We start from the raw sequence: 20,835 nt of genomic DNA, 5'->3' as shown, positions 1-20,835 counted from the left end.
GGTATTAAATGAGTGAAACCCGCACCGCTTGCCCGGTGCGGGTTTCTATCTGTATTAATGTGCAACATGTCTGACGATTGGCGATGTCAAACCATCATGTGGGACAGACTCTAAAAGCAAGGACAACCATTTGTCGTATAACTCCCACGGTTTACCCGAATCCAGCAGTGCCTTGCAAGTATAAATCCCTTCCTCGACGGATCTGACTTTATCCGCCAAGTGTAAGCGAACAGCTCCATTCAGCAGTACCTGGTAGATAAAAGCGATATTCCCCTTACCCTGCAGAACCTCTGAGGTAACGTTAGCTTGTTCGGACGGGGTCCAGCTTATGTCCGGAACGGGCGTATCAAGTCCGTACGCTTCCGGATCGATGATATGGAGGCTGGCTTCACCGTTCTCAACCCGGTAAGTCCGCGTGGGACGGTGAATGAACAGTTCATCGGAGCCTTCACTTCCCTGAATGATGATCGCTTTCCGATAACCGAGTTTTAGGATCAGTCGGCTTAAACGGTCAAAGACCGTGTTATGGTATACGCCGAACGTTAGGAAAGGGGAATGGGAGTAATCCACAAACTTTTCGGTCGTATTGAGCACGGTCCGCATACCGAGCTCCTCCCGGATTGGGCGAAGATTCTTAAGCGGGGGACACCATTCCTCAGCATGTACATATAATACGCCAGATTGATGGGCTGCGCGGATGCATGATTCTTTTGTCAGTAACGATCCGGATATCCCCTTCTCCGCGAGTATATCCGATAATGTGATCCCCCACTTCGGGGGCAGTGATGCGGTTCCATGCAGAGTGACAGGCAGATCAGCAGCAGCCAGCACGAACGCGGTGGCTAAGGTAGAGAAAAATGATGACTTTCTGCCATCATAAGGTCCTGCACAGTCTACACCCTCATGTATAAACGAACGGTCCGCATATTCACGGCAAACCTGCACGAATGCCTCCAATTCTTCCACGCTTTCCATTTTGATGCGTTCCGCAATGAAAAAGGCTCCGATCTGAGCAGGGGTTGCCTGCAATCCGAGAATCGATTCTGCAGCCTGCAGCGCTTCCTCGTAAGTCAGGTCACGCGCGCCCCGCTTGCCGCGACCGACTTCTTTTAATAAGTGGATCATGATTTTTTTGCACCTCCTGAACCGGTCTCCTGCAGCAATTGATACAACTTGACGATCGAGGTTGCGACATCCACCATTCTTTTTCTTTCATTCATCGCCTGTTTGCGCAGGACATCGTATGCTTCGGATTCCGAAATATTGTTCATCTTGCATAGAATGCCTTTGGCCATATCAATCCATTTACGCTCTTCAATGCGAGCAAGGAGCTGCGTTCTTTCGTTATGCCACTGCTCTCGTTCGTAAAAATGCTTGGAGCTAAAATGCAGCGTCCAATGCAGCTCATGCTCCTTCATGGCGGGGAATAAAAGTCCATCAATAATAACATCATCCTCACATGCTTCGAGAGATTGCGAAGCGGCATGATCGCTGCACCACCACAGAACCGGAACGCGCTTTTGTTGTTCAAGGGTGCTGGACCACGATTTGATTGCGGCAACCGGGAGGTGGAGTACCGTTCCGTCTGCTTCCATGATTCCAGCCAGCGCTTGCTTCTCACTTCGGGCAAGGAGGACCTTGTATCCATAAGAACGAAGGATAAACTCCGGAAGAAGCGCCCTGGCATCTGTGTCACTTCGCTCTGAAGCAGGGACCGGATGGTGGATAACCAGCAATGAACGCATGGATTGACGCTCCTTTCATAAATGATAGTCGTCAGATATAAGCTGTCAGTAAAAATAGATATTATGTTAAATTATATAACATATATCACAGGTGGATGTCGATATTTAATAAATTTTCTTCTTCTCATGTCAAATATGTTGACAGTTGGCCCGAGGGTATTGTATATTTCCCTCAAGAACTTTAAATTTTGGATACAACGGTGTATCCCATTAGCGGCAAAGAAGCCTGCTTTCGTTCCGGTAAGAGTGTGCCTACTCTACTGGAGCGAATGCAGGCTATTTTGGTTTCTGTAAGGCTTCTGATGAATCAACAAGTATATTCAAAGGTGTTAGACGGAGGGGAGTGCAAACCATGACAAAAAAGAAGTTAGTGATGATCGGGAATGGTATGGCAGGGGTACGGGCAATCGAGCATTTGATTAAGCTTACGCCTGAGGCGTATGAAATCACGATATTCGGATCTGAGCCGCATCCGAATTACAACCGGATTATGCTGTCTTCCGTTCTTGCAGGCGGAGCCGACATGCAGGAAATTATAATCAACGATTGGGATTGGTACAAAGAGAATAACATCCATCTATATACCGGCCACACCGTAACCCGGATCGATACCAAGAACTGTAAAGTGTACTCCGATCAAGGAGCTGCGGCCGAGTATGATTCATTGATCATCGCAACCGGTTCGAATCCGTTTATGCTTCCTCTGCCTGGCGCAGACAAGGAGGGAGTTATCGCCTTTCGGGATATTAAGGATTGCGAGATTATGGTGGAGACTTCCAAAAAATATAAGAAAGCCGTGGTCATCGGCGGAGGATTGCTTGGTCTTGAAGCAGCAAGAGGGCTGCTCCATCTCGGGATGGATGTTTCGGTGGTTCATCTTAGTCCCTATATAATGGAACGGCAATTAGATGAGACCGCAGCGAAAATGCTGCAGCTGGAATTGGAAGCCCAAGGCATGAAGTTCCTGCTTAGTAAAAATTCGGAGGCCATTGTGGGCCGAAAGCGGGTCAAGGAGCTCCGCTTCACGGATGGGACGCGCGTTGAAACGGATCTGGTCGTCATGGCTGTCGGGATCAAGCCCAACGTCATGCTGGCACAATCCGCGGGCATTGAAGTCAACCGGGGAATTATCGTGAACGACTATATGGAGACGAGCATCCCGGGGATCTTCGCGGTCGGTGAATGCGCCGAGCATCGTGGGATTGCGTATGGGCTTGTCGCTCCGCTCTACGAGCAGGGAGCCGTGCTCGCCAAGCATCTGGCAGGTGTGGAGACAAGTGGTTATGGCGGGTCCGTACTATCTACCAAATTGAAGATCTCCGGTGTAGATGTATTCTCGGCAGGTCATTTTGCAGACCCGGAAGGATCCAGGTCGATGCGGTACCAGGACGAAGTTGAAGGTGTATATAAAAAAATTGTCATCCGCGATGACCAGCTCATCGGAGCTGTTATGTTCGGCGATACGGGAGATGGGCCAAAGCTGTTCTCGCTCATGAAAAGCGGCGAATCCATCAAGGGCCGGGAGAAGGAGCTTCTGTTAGGCTTTACGGGGAATGCAGGTGCCGTATCGACGGAACAACGGCTGGCTCAGCTAGCGGATGATGAGATCATTTGCGGTTGTAACGGTGTGTCGAAAGAAACGATAAAAGATGCCATTCTCACGAAAAATTGCAACACCGTTGCTTCCGTTAAAGCTTGTACAAAAGCATCGGGATCCTGCGGCGGCTGCAAACCTCTTGTTGAGGGACTGGTTCAGTTATACGCCGGAGATGCAGCAGGGGAACCCGTAAAAGAAGGGATATGCGGGTGTACTTCGCTAGGACGGGATGAAATTATCGCAGAAATTACCCGTCTTGGACTTGGAACCGTCAAAGAAGTGATGAATGTGCTGGGATGGGAGAATCCGGAGGGATGTTCTAAATGCCGGCCATCCTTGAACTACTATCTGGGTATGCTGTTTCCAGAGACCTACGTGGATGAGAAGGAATCCCGCTTCACGAACGAGCGTTATCATGCCAACATTCAGAAGGATGGCACGTATTCCGTCGTTCCCAGAATATATGGCGGTGTGACGTCGCCGTCGGAGCTAAAGAAAATCGCGGAGATTGCGGAAAAATTCGATGTGCCGATGGTTAAGATTACAGGCGGACAGCGGATCGACCTGCTTGGCGTCAAGAAGGAGGATCTGCCGAAGATGTGGGAGGAGCTCGATATGCCTTCCGGGTATGCTTACGGTAAAGCTCTCCGTACGGTTAAAACTTGCGTGGGGTCCACGTTTTGCCGATTCGGCACCCAGGATTCCATAGGCATGGGCGTACGCTTGGAGAAAGAGTTTGAGCGGCTGAGCACCCCAGCCAAAGTGAAACTTGCGGTTTCCGGATGTCCTAGAAATTGCGCAGAAGCGACCATCAAGGATTTTGGAGTCGTAGCGATTGATGGTGGATGGGAACTGCACGTCGGCGGCAATGGAGGCGTTCATGTTCGGGCTACGGAGTTATTGTGCATCGTGAAAACGGAAGATGAGGTGCTCGAATGGGCCGGGGCATTTATCCAATACTATCGGGAAAACGCGCAGTGGAATGAGCGTACATCGGTTTGGATCGAGCGAGTAGGCTTGGACCATGTGAAAAAAGCATTAGAGAAGAAAGAGGACCGCGTCGCGCTCTTCTCGAGAATAAAGCTGGCTTTAAGCAAGCAGCAGGATCCATGGAAGGAAATTACGTCGGACAGCGGGCTTCGTAAAAACTTCGTGCCTTTGCCTGATGCTGAACCAGTGACGAAATAGGGGGAATCCAATGATGACGAAACTTCATGTAGGATATGTAAACGAAATTGATCATAAAGGCTCAAGGACCATTGAAGTCGGCGGAACGGAAATCGCGCTGTTCCGTTTATCGGATGGGGATATTCTGGCTGTGGAGAACAAGTGCCCGCATAAAGGAGGAAAGCTTTCGGAGGGAATGGTGTGCGGGAAGCAGGTGCATTGTCCGCTGCATGATTGGAAGATCGATCTATGCAGCGGGCGGGTTCAAGAGCCGGATACGGGTAATGTTAACACCTATCAGGTTGAAGTTGATCCGGTAAGCGGCGCGATTTACCTGCAGGATCGTACGGCTTGACGCGAACCAGTTACCGAATCAGAGGCATTTCATAAGGTGAGTGATTGATTCATTAAAGGGGGTGCACGAGATGGATTATGTGAAACCGAATCAGGTAATGGATGACATGATCGAGGCCGGAGCCGCGAAAGCCCGGCTGAAGACTTCGCAGATGCTCATCCGCGGCATGTTATCGGGCGCCATCCTGGCGTGCGCCACCACGCTGGCTTTTTCCGCTTCGGACCAAACGAATATACCGATGGTAGGCGCGCTCCTGTTTCCGGTTGGCTTTGTGATGATTGTACTGCTGGGCTTAGAGCTGGTAACTGGAAGCTTCGCACTCTTGCCTTTAGCCGTCCTGGAAAAGAAGGCTTCAGGTGCCTCTATGGTTGCGAATTACGGATGGGTAATTCTCGGACATGTGATAGGCTGCCTGATTTATGGGGGGCTCTATACACTTACCGCGACCAGGATGGGGACGGATATGAGTCATCCGCTTGTTCAGATGATCATCGACACCAGTGAAACAAAGACACTTGGTTATAAGGCACTGGGCGTGAGCGGCATGCTGCTGGTGGTGATCAAAGCTATGCTCTGCAACTGGATGGTGACGCTAGGCGTTGTCATGGCGTTTACGTCAAGTTCAACGATAGGGAAAATCGTTGCGATGTGGCTGCCCATCCTGGTCTTTTTCGGTCAAGGCTTCGAGCATGCCGTGGTAAATATGTTTGTGATACCGGCGGGCATGATGCTCGGGGCGGATGTCAGCTTGGCCGATTGGTGGCTCTGGAACCAAATTCCCGTATTAATAGGTAATTTTATTGGCGGAGCGGTATTTACCGGGGCGATGTTGTACTTATCCCATTTCGGATTCGGAAACCGCAGCGAGGTTAACCCGATTGGGAAGGTCCATCATGGACTCAGAGTTATGGAGGCGACCGCGGTTCCGGTCGATAAAAGACGATGAGGCCGGGCATGGTGTATATTGTTGGCGCAGGTCCGGGAGATCCGGAGTTGATTACGCTGAAAGCCCTTCGGCGTATTCAGGAAGCGGATGTCATTATGTACGATCGACTGGTGAACGATGAGCTGTTGAGTTACGCGAAGAAGGATGCTTTGCTCGTATACTGCGGTAAGGCACCGGGCAGCCATTCCGTTCCGCAGGAGAGGATTAACGAGAACTTGATAGACTTTGCCCTTGCAGGTCATGATGTGGTCCGGCTCAAGGGAGGTGACCCGCTGATCTTCGGCCGAGGCGGCGAAGAGGCGTGCGAATTGGCTGCACGAGGCATTCCCTTCGAGATCGTGCCCGGCATTACCTCGGCTTTGGGCGCAGCCTCCTCCACAAGGATACCTCTGACCCACCGTGGAGCCAGCACTTCGGTAGCTTTTGTCAGCGGAACGAGCTGCCATGGAAATGAGCGGGGCGTCAGGTGGGACTTGCTAACTCACAGTGTGGATACGCTTGTTGTATACATGGGCGTCAGCAGAATGAACGATATCTGCAAGGAGATGCTCGCTCATGGCAAGCCGTTCTCGACTCCCGTAGCTATCGTTGAACAGGGGACTCGGGCAGAGGAGCGAACCATAACGGGAACGCTCGGAACCATCCACAAGATCGCTCTTCTAATGAACGTGAAGAATCCGGCGCTTCTGATCATTGGCGAAGTTGTGAGAGTGAGGGATCAACTCTTGAAACTGGCTGCGGAAGCGGAGGAACGGACAGGTTAAAAGGAACGAAACGCATATATATATACGCTGACAATAGGAGTGAACCCTTATTCACGTGGGGTTCACTTTTTTTGGTGTGAAACAGGTTTGCAGCATAGGGAGGGCATACACTATATGAAAGCGGCATGTGTTATACGCGATACCAATTTGCAGAAAGTGGGAAATGCTGGGCGTATTACAAACTGATCTATCTGGGCGGGTACTGAATGCAAATGGCGAGCCGGTTTCCGGACTCTACGCGGTTGGCAGACTCTATATGGACAGACAAATGAAATTTTCCTCTTATCGTAGGAAGGTTTATGGTATTCTGATTGGTAGCACATGAAAGGAGAATGTCCATGTCCCATGATCAGGATATTGCTGAAACCAACACGAAGCGGCAATCCCATATTCAATCTTACATCGATTCGCCCGACTTGCAGAACAAGCTGTATAAGAAAACCCTCATCGTTGTGATCCTCTCGCAAATATTCGGTGGGGCTGGTCTGGCCGCAGGATTGACGGTCGGTGCGCTTCTGGCGCAGGATATGCTCAAGACGGACAGCTATGCAGGAATCCCTGTTGCTCTTATCACGGTCGGTTCCGCACTGGGTGCCTGGTATATTGGTCGGCTTACCCAGCGCTATGGAAGAGGGCCGGGTCTGGCTGCCGGATTCCTGGCGGGTGGAATTGCCGCGATCGGAGTTATATTGGCTGCCGTTTATCATAATATTTATCTATTGTTCGCCTCGTTGTTGATATACGGTGCAGGTACCGCAACGAATATGCAAGCTCGTTATGCAGGTACGGATTTGGCTAAACCTTCACAGCGTGCAGGAGCGGTCAGCATGGCGATGGTTTCCACCACCTTCGGTGCCGTTGCGGGTCCGAATCTGGTGGGGGTTATGGGGAACGTTGCCGAATCCTTCGGGATTCCTGCCTTGGCCGGACCATTTATTTTAGCGTCCGTGGCTTTTATTCTGGCAGGCATGATCCTGCTATTATTCCTGCGCCCGGATCCTTATGCGATAGCCCAAGCAATTGAGGAAGCTAGAATGAAAATTTCCGGTGATTCTTCTGCCGGCACGGTGAACGGATCAAAACGAAACAAACGGGGGATCATGGTTGGAGCCTGCGTGATGATATTGACTCAGGTGGTCATGGTCTCAATCATGACCATGACGCCTGTCCATATGAAACATCATGGACATGATCTAGGAGCGGTAGGTTTGGTGATTGGCATTCATATCGGAGCGATGTACCTGCCCTCGTTAATCACAGGTTTTCTTGTCGATAAAATCGGCCGCATCAGCATGTCCATCGCTTCGGGCGTCGTGCTCTTGAGCTCCGGGATTCTAGCCGCTGCGGCTCCCGCCGAATCCATGGCGCTGATCATAACGGCGCTGGCTCTGCTGGGGCTGGGTTGGAACCTTGGTTTTATCAGCGGAACGGCGCTCATCATCGATGCAACCCATCCATCCGCCCGCGCCAGAACGCAGGGAACAGTGGATGTCTTGATTGCTTTGGCGGGAGCATCGGGCGGCGCTTTATCCGGTATGGTGGTTGCCAATACCAGTTATGGTACGCTTTCCATTGCAGGAGGTTTACTGTCACTGGTGATGATCCCTGTTTGTCTAAGCACGGTGAACAAGCGCAAACCATCATCATCTTCAAAAAACGCGGCAATATAATGAAAACAGCCTCCTATCATAGACGATAGGAGGCTGTTTTGTAATGGTAATGGGCTTAAGGAAGGATGTTGCCCGCCGCACGGTAAATGGCATACCATTCTTCGCGGGTGAGCGTTACATCGCCAGCTTTAATGCAGTCCTGCAAACGACTGATATTCATCGTCCCGATGATCGGCTGCATGTGTGCAGGGTGACGAAGAAGCCATGCGATGGCAATCGTAGTGTTGGTTACGTTGTATTTTTCCGCAATCTCATCGATCTTCTGATTAAGCTCAGGGAACTTGTCGCTTCCAAGGAATACGCCTTCAAAGAACCCGTATTGGAAAGGAGACCAAGGCTGAATCGTAATATCGTGAAGTCGGCAGAAATCCAGTACGCTGCCATCACGGTTAACCGCGGCGTCATTCTCCATATTGACGTTGATCCCGCTCTGAATCATGGTGGTGTTCGTGATACTAAGCTGCAGCTGGTTGGCCACGAGCGGCTGCTTCACTGCTTTTTTCAGCAGCTGGATCTGCATCGGATTCTGGTTGGATACGCCGAAATGACGTACTTTACCGGAGCTTTCGAGTTTATCGAATGCCTCAGCCACCTCTTCAGGCTCAACCAGCGCATCGGGACGGTGCAGAAGGAGTACATCGAGATACTCGGTTTTGAGTCTTTTCAGGATACCATCGACGGAATTCAAGATATGCTCTTTGGAGAAATCGAACATGCCCTGACGAATCCCGCATTTGGATTGCAGAATGATCTTCTCGCGGACTTCTGCATTCATATGTATCGCGTCTGCAAAAATTTCCTCGCAAGCTCCGCCGCCGTATATGTCGGCATGGTCGAAGAAGTTAGCGCCTTCCTCCAGTGCGGATAATACGAAACGCTCGGCTTCCGCTTTTTCCAGCGAATTTATACGCATGCAACCCACGGCTACAACAGGTACTTCCAGTGAACTGCTTCCAAGCTTCATCGTTTTCATGATTACGGTCCTCCCATTCAAAAATAGGTTGATTGTGCGACCACCTCGCTGTAGTTGCAGGGGCAGCTGAGAACTTGTAAGCAAAACTATATAGATGAATAGGTCTATGCTGACAGTCTCTAGTTTATTGTGACATGCAGGTGCAAGGTGTACAAGCTTAAATTTGCCAAGAGAGCTTGGGAATCATTGAGCGAGGGAAGAGGATCCGGACGGCAACGATCTTGTGATCGGGGATGACCAAGCAGGCGCAGTCGGTGATTCCTAATATTTGATATGTACCGCTGGGGAGCGTGCTGCCTATTTTAGAGATGGCTCTCGGTTTATATGAATGACTCGAGCTCTCCGGTTCTATGGGAAGGCTCGAGTCACCATTCTTCAGCTTCGGTATATTAAATATGGATGCTGGGTCTAACCTTTGCTTACGAAATTCTTAGCGTTATCTACTTTCAGCTTTTTTACATGTTGAGTTAATAGCTTCTTGTCGCTTATGATCCAGGTGTGATTCTTGGAGTTCCGTCTTCGGTTCGCTATGAAATGGTAGGGACTACCAGAGTATATTCTAAAGTTACGAGCAATACAATCAGCACAAAATTTGACGCACTCGCTGCGATTTTGGTTCGGAAACGATACTTGATTGAATACGTGCCGTTTAACCAGAATGGTCGCCCCTTGAACAAGGGGGGCCCATCGATTGGCCATGTTGGGGTAACGGTACAGAAGATCCTTTTGACCGGCAAGCTTCATGAAGTGAGCCCTTTTTCCTACAATATCAGCACGAGTCTTGATCATGAGACCGACGCTGTCCTTCAGATAATCGCGAGTGTAATAATCATCGTCGTCAAATTTAGCAATGATGCTGTGCTTAGCGACCTTTACACCAAAATTGAGGCAGCTGCCGAGCGATAATTCAGCTGGCTTCCTATATATTCTCACGTTACGATATGGTTTGGCTGCCTGTTGAACTTCCGATAGTCTTAGGCTGTCATGATTTAATATGATGATTAACTCTTTGTGCCTGTAATTCTGTCTGGCGTAATTTTCTAACAGATTGTGCAGGCATTCCGGTCTTTTGGTACAGGTGATGATCGATACAGTAGGCTGTGAGGGAGATAATGACCTTTTCGTCAAGTGTGATCGCCTCCGGATTTCCTCTGAACGAATGTTTTGTAGTCTTTTACATTCGGAACTTTAGGGTGCTTGTCGGTAAGTTCTTTATCGCTGATCACCCACGTATGGCTTGATGAATTCTTCCTTCGTACTGCTGCAAAATTATACTTATCACCGGAATAGATCCTGTAGCCCTTACGCTTGCTTCTCATGCAAAAAAGATCGTCTTCACCGACGTTTCGATTTGGAAATCGTACTTGGTTAAGGACGTTCTTTTTAAACATGAGCGTAGCACCCGGCAGTTGGGTTACGGGGCGATTTTCATCGTTAGGAAAACGTAGAATTAGAGTTTTGGAGCCTTTTAAATACATATAATGTGCGCGTTTTCCTATAATATCAGCATTCGATCTTCTTAATGATTTCAGGCAGTCCGACAAGTAATGAGGGGCGTAATAGTCATCGTCATCGAATTTGGCAATGATGCCGTATCTCGTTTTGCTTACAGCGTAATTTAGACACGCACCTAGAGTGACATGTTCGGGCATGCGATAAATTTGTATATTTCGATGCTTATTGGCCAGCTGTTGGTATGGAGAGAGTGCGATTGAACTATCGTTGATAACGATAATAAGCTCTTTTTTGGGGTGAGATTGTCTAGTGAAATTGTGGAACAGGTTTTTTATATAATTGGGGCGATTGGTGCAGGTAATAACGGATACGCCCTGTGCTTTAGATGAATGGTTAAAGCTTGCTGCCATTACATCACTCTCCTTATCTATGAAGATAATTCCTATATCACATTAGAATATGTAAACTATAAATAGTGGTAACGGCATTACTGCATGGTCAACTCAAAAAAAATTATAATAGGAGGGCATCGAGATGAAAGAGGGATGGGAACGCACAGTGCCGCCGATGCAACTAGACATCACACAAATTCATGACATGATTACACCCGTATTTCCCCGTAAAAAAGTAGTAGCCGCTGAACGGATCGGTACCGGACTTAGCAACACCAACTACAAAATTCGTCTGGAAGGCAGTGCAGAACCTTACGTGCTGCGTTTGTTCAGGAAAGGCCTGAAGATTGCGGAAAAAGAACTGGCTATCATTCAAAGGGTCCGTCAAACCGTACCTGTTGCCGATTATATCTATGCAGATACGAGCTGCAGGGTATTCGATAAGCCATGGGCGGTAATGGAGTGGAAGGAAGGCGATCTTCTTCGTGACGTGATGCAGGGCGGAAGCGAGCAGGATCTCATTGCCGCTGCAGCCTCCGCTGGACGCATTCTCGCCAACATACACAAGCACACATTTACGGATTCCGGATTCTTCAATGGGGACATGAAAGTCCAGGATCCGACGAGGATGGACGGGGAACGGTTTCTCGCATTTATTGAACAAAGCCTCTTTCAGGATCCATGCGGCCAATGGCTCGGGGAAGAGCTGGCTCAATCGGTATGGTCCTTCAGTCGAACGTACAGTCATTTATTGTCGGAGCTAGAAGATACGCCCGTGCTTGTTCACTCGGACTATAACGGTTTAAATATATTAATGCAAAATGGTGCTGGAGGATGTGAGGTTTCGGCAGTGCTTGATTGGGAGGACGCTTTTTCATGGAACCGATACGTAGATATAGCCAATATGCTTCGATACGAACGCGAAGGATCTGTATTTGAAAAGAACTTTATTCGTGCATATCGTGAGGAAGGAGCGGTCCTGCATGATCACTGGAAAATCCTATCCAAGCTTGAGGATCTTGTTGCCTTGTGCGATATGTTAACCCATTCCAGCTTGGCCACGCCCAATCGAATGCATGATCTACAGCGTTTAATTGCGGAAACCGTTCAGGTTACGAATGGCTGAGGTTATTTTCGCTTCGTAAATTAAAATAACAATTCGAGTTGCAATATGGACTTCGCCTGTCTATAATGGATATCATAAGTCTATAATAATATTTGTCCATGGAAATCTTCCTTGGGCATGGAGAAATAAACAAGAAGTCATGTCTTCTTGTGTTCTCATTATGGATATTAAAGATCCGGAAAGGTGTTGGTATAAATGAGTGAGCAATTGCATGATGTCCTTATTATTGGCGGGGGGCCGGCAGGCTTGAATGCTGCGTTGGTATTGGGGAGAGCGAGAAAAGATGTGGTGCTGATCGATGAAGGGAAGCCGCGTAATAGAGTTACCCGCGAGACTCATGGTTTTCTTACCCGAGACGGTGTCAGCCCATCGGAATTTCGGCGCATCGCAAGGGAACAGATTAGCGCGTATCCTTCTGTCCGTTTCGTAGAGGATACTGCCGCATCGGTCACAGGTGTTGATGGCGATTTTCAAATTACAACAGGACAAGGGACGGTATTTCGCAGTAAAAAGCTGCTCTTTGCCGTCGGGAAGAAAGATAGCCCAATGGATATTAACGGATTGGCAGACGTTTATGGAAAAAGCGCCTTCGTCTGTCCATATTGCGATGGATGGGAACTGCGGGATCAGCCGCTTGTTGTGATTGCCAAGGGTGCGGGTGCAGTGCACTTTGCCAAAGTCATTGCAGGTTGGACAGATCATTATACGATCTGTACCCATGGGCCGGATGAACTGACGGATGAACAGCGCCAAGAGTTGAAGGAGCATGACATCCCCGTATTCAGCTCCCCGATTCATCGCATCGAATCGAACGAGGGTATGGTCCTGCAAGTCGAGCTGGAGGATGGAAAGATCATTCCTTGCACAGGCATCTTTTTCGCACCTAAACTGGTCTCCGGCTCTGAATTGCCGTCCGCCATCGGATGTGATATCAATGAAGCCGGAAGCGTGGTCATTGACGCCTTCGGTAAAACGAGTGTGCCTGGCGTCTACAGCGCCGGTGATGCAGCCACGGAAATGTATCAGGCCATAGCCGCCGCTTCGATGGGAGCCATGGCAGCGGCTGCCATCAATGGTGAGCTGCTTAACGAACGTTGGAATCGGTAAAGCATAAATATGCGAAAGGCAAGCTTGGTTATGATCCATGCTTGCTTTTTTTTATGCCCTTAGGGGATTTTTTGAGTATAAATGATTCTTACACTCCGCGGTTGTGACGTTTTTGGGTATGATGGAATCATCAAGTAAAAGGAAGGGTGTTTAGGATGAGAAAAACGATGGATTACATCATGAATCAAGTTTGGAGGGATATGAACATGTAACCCTCCGACATTATGGAGGAGATATATTTGAATTCACGAACCAAGAAGTTTTTGTCCTATTATAAACCGTATCTGGGGTTATTATTTGCAGACTTGGCATGTGCTTTTGTTGTTTCGGCAATTACACTGATGCTTCCGCTGTGTATAAGGTATATCACCATCAACGTGTTGGAAGGGAATTCCCCGAATCCGCTGAATCAAATCTATGCAGTGGGTGCTGTCATGCTGGCCATGGTCCTTATTCATACTTTCTGCGATATGTTCATCTCCTATAAAGGACATATGATGGGAGCTTATATGGAGAGTGACATGAGACGGGAGCTGTTTGACCATTTTCAGAAGCTGTCTTTTGGTTTCTATGATGAGAATAAAACAGGGCAGCTCATGACACGTACCACCAATGACATTCTGTCGCTAACCGAATTGTATCACCATGGACCCGAAGATATTGTCATTTCCGTTCTGAAGTTCCTGGGTGCATTCATCATCTTAATGTATATTGACGTGAAGCTTACCCTGATTGTGTTTCTCTTTCTGCCGGTCATGGCCGTGTTTGCTTTTTATTTTAATAAGAAGATGAATGTGGCGCTGCGTGTTAGCAAGGACCGAATCGGGGATATCAACGCGCAGGTGGAGGATTCTCTATCGGGTATCCGTGTGGTGAAGTCGTTTACGAACGAACACGTAGAAAGGAAAAAGTTCGCTTACGCTAATGAGCGATTCGTTGACAGCAGAAGGGAAGGGTATAAGAGTGAAACCTACTTTTACGAAGGGTTGGTCGGGTTTACACAACTCATTACCATAACGGTCATTGTGTTTGGCGGAGCCGCAATCGTGGATGCCTCCCTGGAACTGGCGGATTTGCTCACTTTTTTCTTGTGTATTGGCATTCTGATCGAACCGATCCAGAGACTCGTTAATTTCGCCAGACTGTACCAGGAGGGTATCACGGGATTCGACCGGTTCATGGAGATTCTGGAGGTAGAGCCGGATATCGAGGATTCCGTTGATGCTACAGTGATCACGCAGGTTCAGGGGAATATCACATTTCAGAACGTCAGCTTCAGATATAAAGATAACTACGGATATGTGCTGAAACAGGTATCGCTGGACATCAAGCCTGGCGAGTATGTGGCACTGGTAGGTCCCTCCGGCGTCGGCAAGACGACGTTGTGCTCGTTGATTCCGCGTTTCTATGAAGTAAGTGAAGGACGCATCATGCTGGATGGACGCGATATCCGGGATATCACGCAGTACTCGTTAAGAAGGCATATTGGGATTGTTCAGCAGGATGTATATTTGTTTGCGGGAACCGTCTTCGATAACATCCGGTATGGCAAAATGGAGGCCAGCGAGGAAGAAATCATCGAAGCTGCGAAAAGAGCGAATGCCCATGATTTCATCATGGCACTGCCGGAAGGTTATGATACGGATATCGGGCAGCGCGGCGTCAAGCTGTCCGGAGGACAAAAGCAGCGGCTCAGTATTGCACGAGTGTTCCTGAAGAATCCGCCGATCCTTATATTTGATGAAGCGACCAGCTCCCTGGATAATGAAAGCGAGAGAGCCGTCCAGGATTCGCTGGAACGGTTGAGCAATAATCGCACAACGCTTGTCATCGCTCATCGCCTGACAACGGTACGGAATGCGCAGCGAATCGTCGTGTTATCCGAGGACGGAATTGAGGAACAGGGCTCGCATGATGAATTAATTGCACGTCAAGGCGCGTATGCGAATTTATACAATATGCAATTAACCATATAAGCAGGAAGAAAGGCGATTTGCGAACGGTTTATGCACCGTCAGCAAATCGCCTTTTCCTATTGTTGGATCAAACTATTGATTGCGTTTGTTACGTTGTCCTGTTCCAATCGAAAATCGGAATTTACCCTTGAAGTGTTTTTCCAGGTTGCTGGTCTTCCACTTCCTTGATTGCATTGTCCTCGTCTTGGACTTTCCCCTTCGAAGAACTAAACCATCCGATAACGGCAATCAGCACAAGAACAATATAGAAGGATGCCTTCCAGATCGAGCTCTCAGGGAAGTGATGGTCGATAAGGGCAACATCGGGATGCGCAAGGGTAATGACGGCAAGCTTGACCCCTACCCAACCGACAATGAGGAATGCCGCCACTTCAAGCCCGGGGCGCTGCTGCAGCAGCTTCACGAAGTAGGATGCCGCAAAACGCATGATGATCAGACCAATGAATCCTCCCAGGAAGATGACGATGAATTGACCTCCGTCCAGGCCGCCGATGTTCGCCAGACCGCTTGGAGGCAGTGCCACAGCCAGTGCTACGGCTGCAAGTATCGAGTCTACCGCAAACGCGATGTCTGCAACTTCGACTTTGAAGACGGTCATCCAGAAGCCGGATTGCTTCTTGGGTTTGTTCGGTAGAGGCTTGGCGTCTTCCGTCGGTTTTTTGCCTTTGATCACATGTTTCAATGTGTGATTGATCGAAATGTAGAGAAGATAGAGTGCGCCAATGGCTTGCACCTGCCATACATCAACCAAGAACGAGATTAAGAACAGCGATCCGATGCGGAATACAAACGCTCCGAGCAATCCGTAAAATAAAGCCTTTTTACGCTGCTCCTCAGGTAAATGCTTTACCATAATGGCAAGGACCAGCGCATTATCTGCTGCGAGCAACCCTTCCAGTGCGATGAGCACCAACAGTACCCACCCATACTCCAATAAAAGCTCCATACCAATTCCTCCCAGTTATTTAATTGAAGGCACAAAAGAAAAGGACCTCCACCGGCAGGTGAAGGCCCCTCTTAATCAAAAAGAGACCTTCACCACAGAGTGTGTGGTAAAGGTCTCGCAAACAACGTATCGTTGCCAACAAAGCCGGGGAAATTTCCCGGAATGACGACTTTGTTGTGTCAGCTACTCCCCTTTAATCACGTTCCTGCATAACTGATATCGTTATCAGTTAAGCCGTGATATAAAGATATATATTTTTGGGGGATTAGTCAAGCTTTTTTTTTACTTGAATTCAGCAGAATACGGCTCCATTGGAACGGGACTAGAGCGACTCCTCATGTTTACATTAACGCTCGATATAACAACGCTAAGAAATACTAGGGCAGCACCCAGATATTGATTGGAATTCAGGACCTCGTGAGCAAACCAGAATCCGACCAGCGCCGCGAATACAGGCTCCAGAGAAAATACAAGTCCCGTCCGGGTAGCCGTCGTATATTTTTGGGCAATCGTCTGAACGATGAACCCGACCGCGGTGCACACCACGCTAAGAACAAGGACGGCCATCCACGAGTTGGTCGTGCTTGGCCATACTGGAGCTTCAAAGAGCAGAGACGAGACAAACGCATACAATCCGGTGAATCCAAGCTGCAGGATGCCAAGGCTTAGCGTATCGACCTTCTGTGCGGCAGTGCTTACCATATTGATATGAAGCGCATAACATAATGCGGCTGCGATGCAGAACAGATCACCGATCTTAAATGTAAAAGGAAGCTGGATGGTTAACAGTGCAATGCCCGTTAAGGCTAGCACAATACTGACAACCACTTTGTTCTCTATTTTTTTCTTAAATAGAAACGTATGTAATAAGGGGACAAACACCACCGTTAGACTGACCAGAAATCCGGCATTGGATGTTGTCGTGGTCTTCAGACCGAAGGTAAGCGCGGTGAACATGATAAATAATATAAAGCCTAGAAGCATGGCATATCGAATCGTCTTTACGTTAACCTTGCGCAAGCGGGGGAGAAAAATCACGCCTGCAAGTATAAAGGCCAATCCAAAGCGTAGGGCTATCAAATTAAACTCTCCGAGCGAATCCAGTCCCATTTTCATAAAAAGATAGGACGAGCCCCAACAAATGGTGATGAACAAAATCATGAGATCGGCCTTCAGCGGTTTCAAGTTCTATTTCCTCCTTCAACTGATTGAACAGAATCAGTATACTCACGTACAATAGACAAGTAAAACGAATGTTTCTAATAATAAATATGAGTAAAATTCATGTATAAATGATCAGGAGGAATTCCCTTGAGTATTAATAAATTCAAAGTTTTATTAAAGGTTGTCGAGCACGGAAGCTTGACCCAAGCCGCCGAAGTGATGGGATTTACCCAGTCCGGTGTCAGTCATATGATCAGCAGCCTGGAAGATGAGTTTGGTTTCTCGTTGCTGATTCGGAACCGATCAGGAGCGAAGCTGACAACCAATGGAGAAGAGATTCTGAAGACGATACGGGAAATATTGAAATGGAACGAACATTTGGAACAGCAGGTAGCTTCCATTCATGGAATCGAGCTGGGAACCATTCACATCGGTACCTTCACCAGTGTCGGTGTTCACTGGCTGCCGGGGATTATTCAGGATTTTCAGCGGGATTATCCCCATATCGAGATTCGTTTGGTCGAAGGAGATTACCGGGAAATCGAGGATTGGATCGCGGAGGGCAAGATTGATTGCGGGTTCTTGTCACTTCCAACGTCGGATACATTCGATGCGATTCCTCTGCATCAAGACCCGATGCTTGTATTGCTGCCCTTGGAACATCCGCTCAGTTCGGAGGACTCTATTTCATTGTCCCAGATTGAGAATGAACCGTTTATTATGCCAAGCCAAGGTTCCGATTATGATGTGAACCGGATGCTGGTGAAGGCCCGGATCAAGCCGGATATCAAATATACACTTGGTGATGATTATGCCATTATGGCCATGGTGGAGAAGGGGCTCGGCATTAGCATTCTTCCTGAACTTGTGCTGCGAGGGCAGCTGCGGAATATACGGCTGATCGAATTGAAGGAGAAGAGCTTCAGATCGCTCGGCATTGCCGTAAACTCCATGCGGGAGATATCTCCCGCTACGAAGCGATTCTTGAATTATGTTAAGAGTTATCCCAAGCTGTAGCTTCGATAAGGGCGCTAAATGTGACTCATACCCGACATCCAGACTCTATCACACGGCAGGAGCTTCGTTCATGATCATTCTATACATAAAATAATGGGTGTCACAAAATCGCTTGTTGGGATTGTTATATAGGTAAACAAAGAAGGAGGTGAGCTCGCTTGCAGCCAACCATCCCCGGGGAAGTGGAAGGAAAAAGAGAAGCCATTGGGCTCTCTCTCATTCTTCATCATTCTCGCTTATGTTTCGGCTCGGAATGTTTTGCCTAACGGGTTGCCAAGGCCATAATAATGCCGGAAATTATATAGGATCGGGCTCCATTTGGCGGGATCAATGTGATGCTCATTCCACATGATGTTTCGATGGGCGTGTACATGGATCGTCTGTGTTTCGACAATGGCAAACATGGAAGAATAGTCAGGCATCCGAATGTTTTTCACTGCGGCCTCAATTTGAATGGGGCACTCCATAATCCGAGTAGGCTTTACCGTGACAGAATCCGCAGGAGTTAAACGACTAATCGCGTATTTATCTTTTTCATATGTAAAACCGTTCTTTGCCTTACCATCAGGAACCGGATATTTTCCTGTATGAGGGGCTAATTGTTCAACATTTTCCCATAAGGAAGGGTCAGGAAGGTTGATGACACATTCCGGATGCCTTTCCAAGTTCTCTATCGCTTTACCGCCAAGTCCGATTCCTAAAACAATGTAATCTCCGAGCGCCCATGAAGAGGATATGGGACTTATATTTACGGTATCGTCTTCATTTAGCGTATTGAGTAAAACTACCGGGGTTCCATAGTACAGAATTTTCGGTTTAATGATGTCCGAGTTGATCATGCCGTTCATTTCCTTCATAAAATGTTCCTCCCATTAACTGTTCTATCCCAAATCATTGTAAAATAGAAAAGGTTCGATGCTCATCGAAATATGGATTACATCAGGAGGGATCGGGATGAATGCGAATTCGAACATAGCACAAGTAGCCTCACTCGTAAGCGATGCTTCTAGAGCGGCTATTCTAACCGTCTTATTGGACGGGCGATATCATCCGGCAAGCGAGCTGGCGTACATGGCAAACATCAAACCGCAAACGGCAAGTTTCCATTTATCGAAAATGGTAGCGGCGAATCTGGTCACCGTTGAACAACAGGGAAGACATCGTTATTATGGGATTCAGAATCAGGAGGTTGCCCAGATCATGGAGACACTTCTATCGATAACGCCTCCTGCCGAAATAAGATCATTAAACCAGGCTGCGGAGAATGAAGCCTTACGCCAGGCAAGGACTTGCTACGATCATCTTGCGGGGAAATTGGGAATCCAATTGACGAATTCACTGCTCAGCGCCGGGGTCCTATCCGAAGTGGAAGATCAGTTTACGGTTACAGAAAAAGGAGAGGGCTTTTTCAAGGCATTTCAGGTCGATCTGTGCCGTGTTAAGCGCAAACGCCGCTCTTTCACACATCGATGCCTGGATTGGAGTGAAAGACGCCATCACCTGGCCGGGGCATTGGGACATGCCCTGCTAGAAAGGTTGCTTGAGTTACATTGGATACAACGCGTTCCAAACACAAGAGCCATAAAAATCACGCCCGAAGGCAAGAAGGGATTGCAGGAAATATTCCATATTGACGCGGAGTAGGAACGGGGCTTCGGCATAGGAATGATGCTGATCGACGATGCAGATATACTTATGGATGCAGAAAAAAGGATGCAGAAATATGAATGCAGAAAAATAAAAAGAACTGCTCTCGCCTCATCAGAAGATGAAGAAAGGCAGTCCTTGAATTAGAGATTAGCGCAGTGTTTTCAAAGCTCCGCTCCATGCAAGCACTTGGTCAAGCATGCCATTCAGGTTGACGAGATGCAGATCAGCCGGTTTGAATACAGAGCCACTCTCGAAATCAGTAAATAATGAAAGTGCTGGGTGTACACGAACATCCGCTACGGACAATTCGCCCAGAATTCCACGCAGATGTTCGGCAGCACGAGCGCCGCCAACCGAACCATAACTCACGATACCTGCAGCTTTGTTGTTCCATGGCTCACGAGCAAAATCGAGTGCATTTTTCAAAGCGCCAGAGATGCTGTGGTTGTATTCTTGTACGATGAATACAAAGCCGTCAAGACTGTTCAGCTTATTGTTCCAAGCGGTAGCTTGCTCTGTAGCATCAGCTTCGCCCAAAAGCGGCAGCTTGTAATCAGCGATATCAACGATTTCGTAGTTTGCATCTCCGCGTTCATCAGCGATACGTTTAACCCATTCACCTACTTGCGGGCTTAAACGCCCTTGACGTGTGCTGCCTAGAATGATACCGATATTCAATTTGGACATTGTTGTTACCTCCTGATTATTTTAAATTTATTTTATCTGGATGTGTTTGTTATTTTGCATGAGCTAATCATAATCTCAGGGGGTTAACTTTGTCAAGT

The 20,835-nt window shown here is 48.1% G+C and carries 19 protein-coding genes and 1 pseudogene; 11 read left to right on the top strand and 9 right to left on the bottom strand.

Translation table 11 applies throughout. The features are described 5' to 3' along the window. Positions 1 to 54: 54 nt before the first annotated feature. Both AK95_RS32465 and AK95_RS32460 read right to left on the bottom strand, forming a co-directional pair. Entirely contained in the window at positions 55 to 1,125 is a 1,071-nt protein-coding gene (locus AK95_RS32465; protein ID WP_071224177.1) for an anthranilate phosphoribosyltransferase, read from the bottom strand. Continuing rightward, positions 1,122 to 1,745: an ANTAR domain-containing response regulator gene (locus AK95_RS32460; protein WP_071224174.1), complete on the bottom strand. Its 624-nt coding sequence runs from the start codon at positions 1,743 to 1,745 to the stop codon at positions 1,122 to 1,124. Before AK95_RS32460 ends, AK95_RS32465 begins: the two co-directional genes overlap by 4 nt. Positions 1,746 to 2,097: 352 nt before the next feature. On the opposite strand from AK95_RS32460, the gene nirB reads away from it, so the two are divergent. From nirB to AK95_RS32435, 6 genes and pseudogenes are all read left to right on the top strand, one after another. Then, positions 2,098 to 4,530 (top strand): nitrite reductase large subunit NirB, encoded by a 2,433-nt coding sequence (nirB, locus tag AK95_RS32455; protein ID WP_071224172.1) that lies wholly within the window; start codon positions 2,098 to 2,100, stop codon positions 4,528 to 4,530. A gap of 13 nt (positions 4,531 to 4,543) precedes the next feature. After that, positions 4,544 to 4,864, top strand: coding sequence for a nitrite reductase small subunit NirD (gene nirD, locus AK95_RS32450; protein WP_071224386.1), 321 nt, complete (start codon positions 4,544 to 4,546; stop codon positions 4,862 to 4,864). A gap of 70 nt (positions 4,865 to 4,934) precedes the next feature. Then, positions 4,935 to 5,810, top strand: coding sequence for a formate/nitrite transporter family protein (locus AK95_RS32445; RefSeq protein WP_071224169.1), 876 nt, complete (start codon positions 4,935 to 4,937; stop codon positions 5,808 to 5,810). An 8-nt stretch (positions 5,811 to 5,818) separates the two neighbouring features. Further along, on the top strand, positions 5,819 to 6,574 hold the full coding sequence (gene cobA / locus AK95_RS32440; RefSeq protein ID WP_235613273.1) for a uroporphyrinogen-III C-methyltransferase: 756 nt from the start codon (positions 5,819 to 5,821) through the stop codon (positions 6,572 to 6,574). A gap of 166 nt (positions 6,575 to 6,740) precedes the next feature. After that, positions 6,741 to 6,821 (top strand): annotated as a pseudogene (locus AK95_RS35400) (FAD-binding protein); the annotation flags it as partial. Between the two features lie 91 nt (positions 6,822 to 6,912). After that, positions 6,913 to 8,244, top strand: coding sequence for an MFS transporter (locus AK95_RS32435; protein ID WP_071224163.1), 1,332 nt, complete (start codon positions 6,913 to 6,915; stop codon positions 8,242 to 8,244). Positions 8,245 to 8,299: 55 nt separating this feature from the next. On the opposite strand, the gene AK95_RS32430 is transcribed toward AK95_RS32435, so the two are convergent. From AK95_RS32430 to AK95_RS32420, 3 genes are all read right to left on the bottom strand, one after another. Then, complete coding sequence (locus AK95_RS32430) at positions 8,300 to 9,217, bottom strand: aldo/keto reductase (RefSeq protein ID WP_071224160.1); 918 nt, start codon at positions 9,215 to 9,217, stop codon at positions 8,300 to 8,302. Between the two features lie 408 nt (positions 9,218 to 9,625). Beyond that, entirely contained in the window at positions 9,626 to 10,345 is a 720-nt protein-coding gene (locus AK95_RS32425; protein WP_071224157.1) for a glycosyltransferase family 2 protein, read from the bottom strand. Then, entirely contained in the window at positions 10,342 to 11,082 is a 741-nt protein-coding gene (locus tag AK95_RS32420) for a glycosyltransferase family 2 protein (RefSeq protein ID WP_071224155.1), read from the bottom strand. Before AK95_RS32420 ends, AK95_RS32425 begins: the two co-directional genes overlap by 4 nt. A 124-nt stretch (positions 11,083 to 11,206) precedes the next feature. Here AK95_RS32420 and AK95_RS32415 point away from each other — a divergent pair, with 124 nt between their 5' ends. The 3 genes from AK95_RS32415 to AK95_RS32405 all read left to right on the top strand — a co-directional run bounded on the left by AK95_RS32415 (position 11,207) and on the right by AK95_RS32405 (position 15,273). Next, positions 11,207 to 12,190 carry a phosphotransferase family protein gene (locus AK95_RS32415; RefSeq protein ID WP_071224153.1) on the top strand — a complete coding sequence of 328 codons (984 nt, stop codon included), beginning with the start codon at positions 11,207 to 11,209 and terminating at the stop codon, positions 12,188 to 12,190. Positions 12,191 to 12,385: 195 nt separating this feature from the next. Continuing rightward, the gene (locus AK95_RS32410) at positions 12,386 to 13,297 is read left to right on the top strand and encodes an NAD(P)/FAD-dependent oxidoreductase (protein WP_071224151.1); all 912 of its coding nucleotides are present in this window, start codon (positions 12,386 to 12,388) and stop codon (positions 13,295 to 13,297) included. 239 nt (positions 13,298 to 13,536) lie between these two features. Next, positions 13,537 to 15,273 (top strand): ABC transporter ATP-binding protein, encoded by a 1,737-nt coding sequence (locus AK95_RS32405; protein ID WP_071224385.1) that lies wholly within the window; start codon positions 13,537 to 13,539, stop codon positions 15,271 to 15,273. 121 nt (positions 15,274 to 15,394) lie between these two features. Here the strand turns inward: AK95_RS32405 and AK95_RS32400 are convergent, their stop codons facing one another. Further along, the gene (locus AK95_RS32400) at positions 15,395 to 16,219 is read right to left on the bottom strand and encodes a TerC family protein (RefSeq protein WP_071224149.1); all 825 of its coding nucleotides are present in this window, start codon (positions 16,217 to 16,219) and stop codon (positions 15,395 to 15,397) included. Positions 16,220 to 16,501: 282 nt separating this feature from the next. Continuing rightward, complete coding sequence (locus tag AK95_RS32395) at positions 16,502 to 17,404, bottom strand: DMT family transporter (RefSeq protein WP_071224148.1); 903 nt, start codon at positions 17,402 to 17,404, stop codon at positions 16,502 to 16,504. Between the two features lie 126 nt (positions 17,405 to 17,530). On the opposite strand from AK95_RS32395, the gene AK95_RS32390 reads away from it, so the two are divergent. Further along, positions 17,531 to 18,400: a LysR family transcriptional regulator gene (locus tag AK95_RS32390; RefSeq protein ID WP_071224146.1), complete on the top strand. Its 870-nt coding sequence runs from the start codon at positions 17,531 to 17,533 to the stop codon at positions 18,398 to 18,400. Positions 18,401 to 18,636: 236 nt separating this feature from the next. On the opposite strand, the gene AK95_RS32385 is transcribed toward AK95_RS32390, so the two are convergent. After that, the gene (locus AK95_RS32385; RefSeq protein WP_071224144.1) at positions 18,637 to 19,257 is read right to left on the bottom strand and encodes a flavin reductase family protein; all 621 of its coding nucleotides are present in this window, start codon (positions 19,255 to 19,257) and stop codon (positions 18,637 to 18,639) included. A 97-nt stretch (positions 19,258 to 19,354) separates the two neighbouring features. Between AK95_RS32385 and AK95_RS32380 the strand changes: the two genes are divergently transcribed. Next, the gene (locus tag AK95_RS32380; protein WP_071224143.1) at positions 19,355 to 20,044 is read left to right on the top strand and encodes an ArsR/SmtB family transcription factor; all 690 of its coding nucleotides are present in this window, start codon (positions 19,355 to 19,357) and stop codon (positions 20,042 to 20,044) included. A gap of 153 nt (positions 20,045 to 20,197) precedes the next feature. Here the strand turns inward: AK95_RS32380 and AK95_RS32375 are convergent, their stop codons facing one another. Further along, positions 20,198 to 20,737: an NADPH-dependent FMN reductase gene (locus tag AK95_RS32375; protein WP_071224141.1), complete on the bottom strand. Its 540-nt coding sequence runs from the start codon at positions 20,735 to 20,737 to the stop codon at positions 20,198 to 20,200. Positions 20,738 to 20,835 lie beyond the last annotated feature (98 nt).

Origin of the sequence: Paenibacillus sp. LC231 (assembly GCF_001860525.1) — a bacterium.
Taxonomy (GTDB): domain Bacteria; phylum Bacillota; class Bacilli; order Paenibacillales; family Paenibacillaceae; genus Paenibacillus_AQ.
This window is presented reverse-complemented; position numbering and strand designations above follow the sequence as displayed.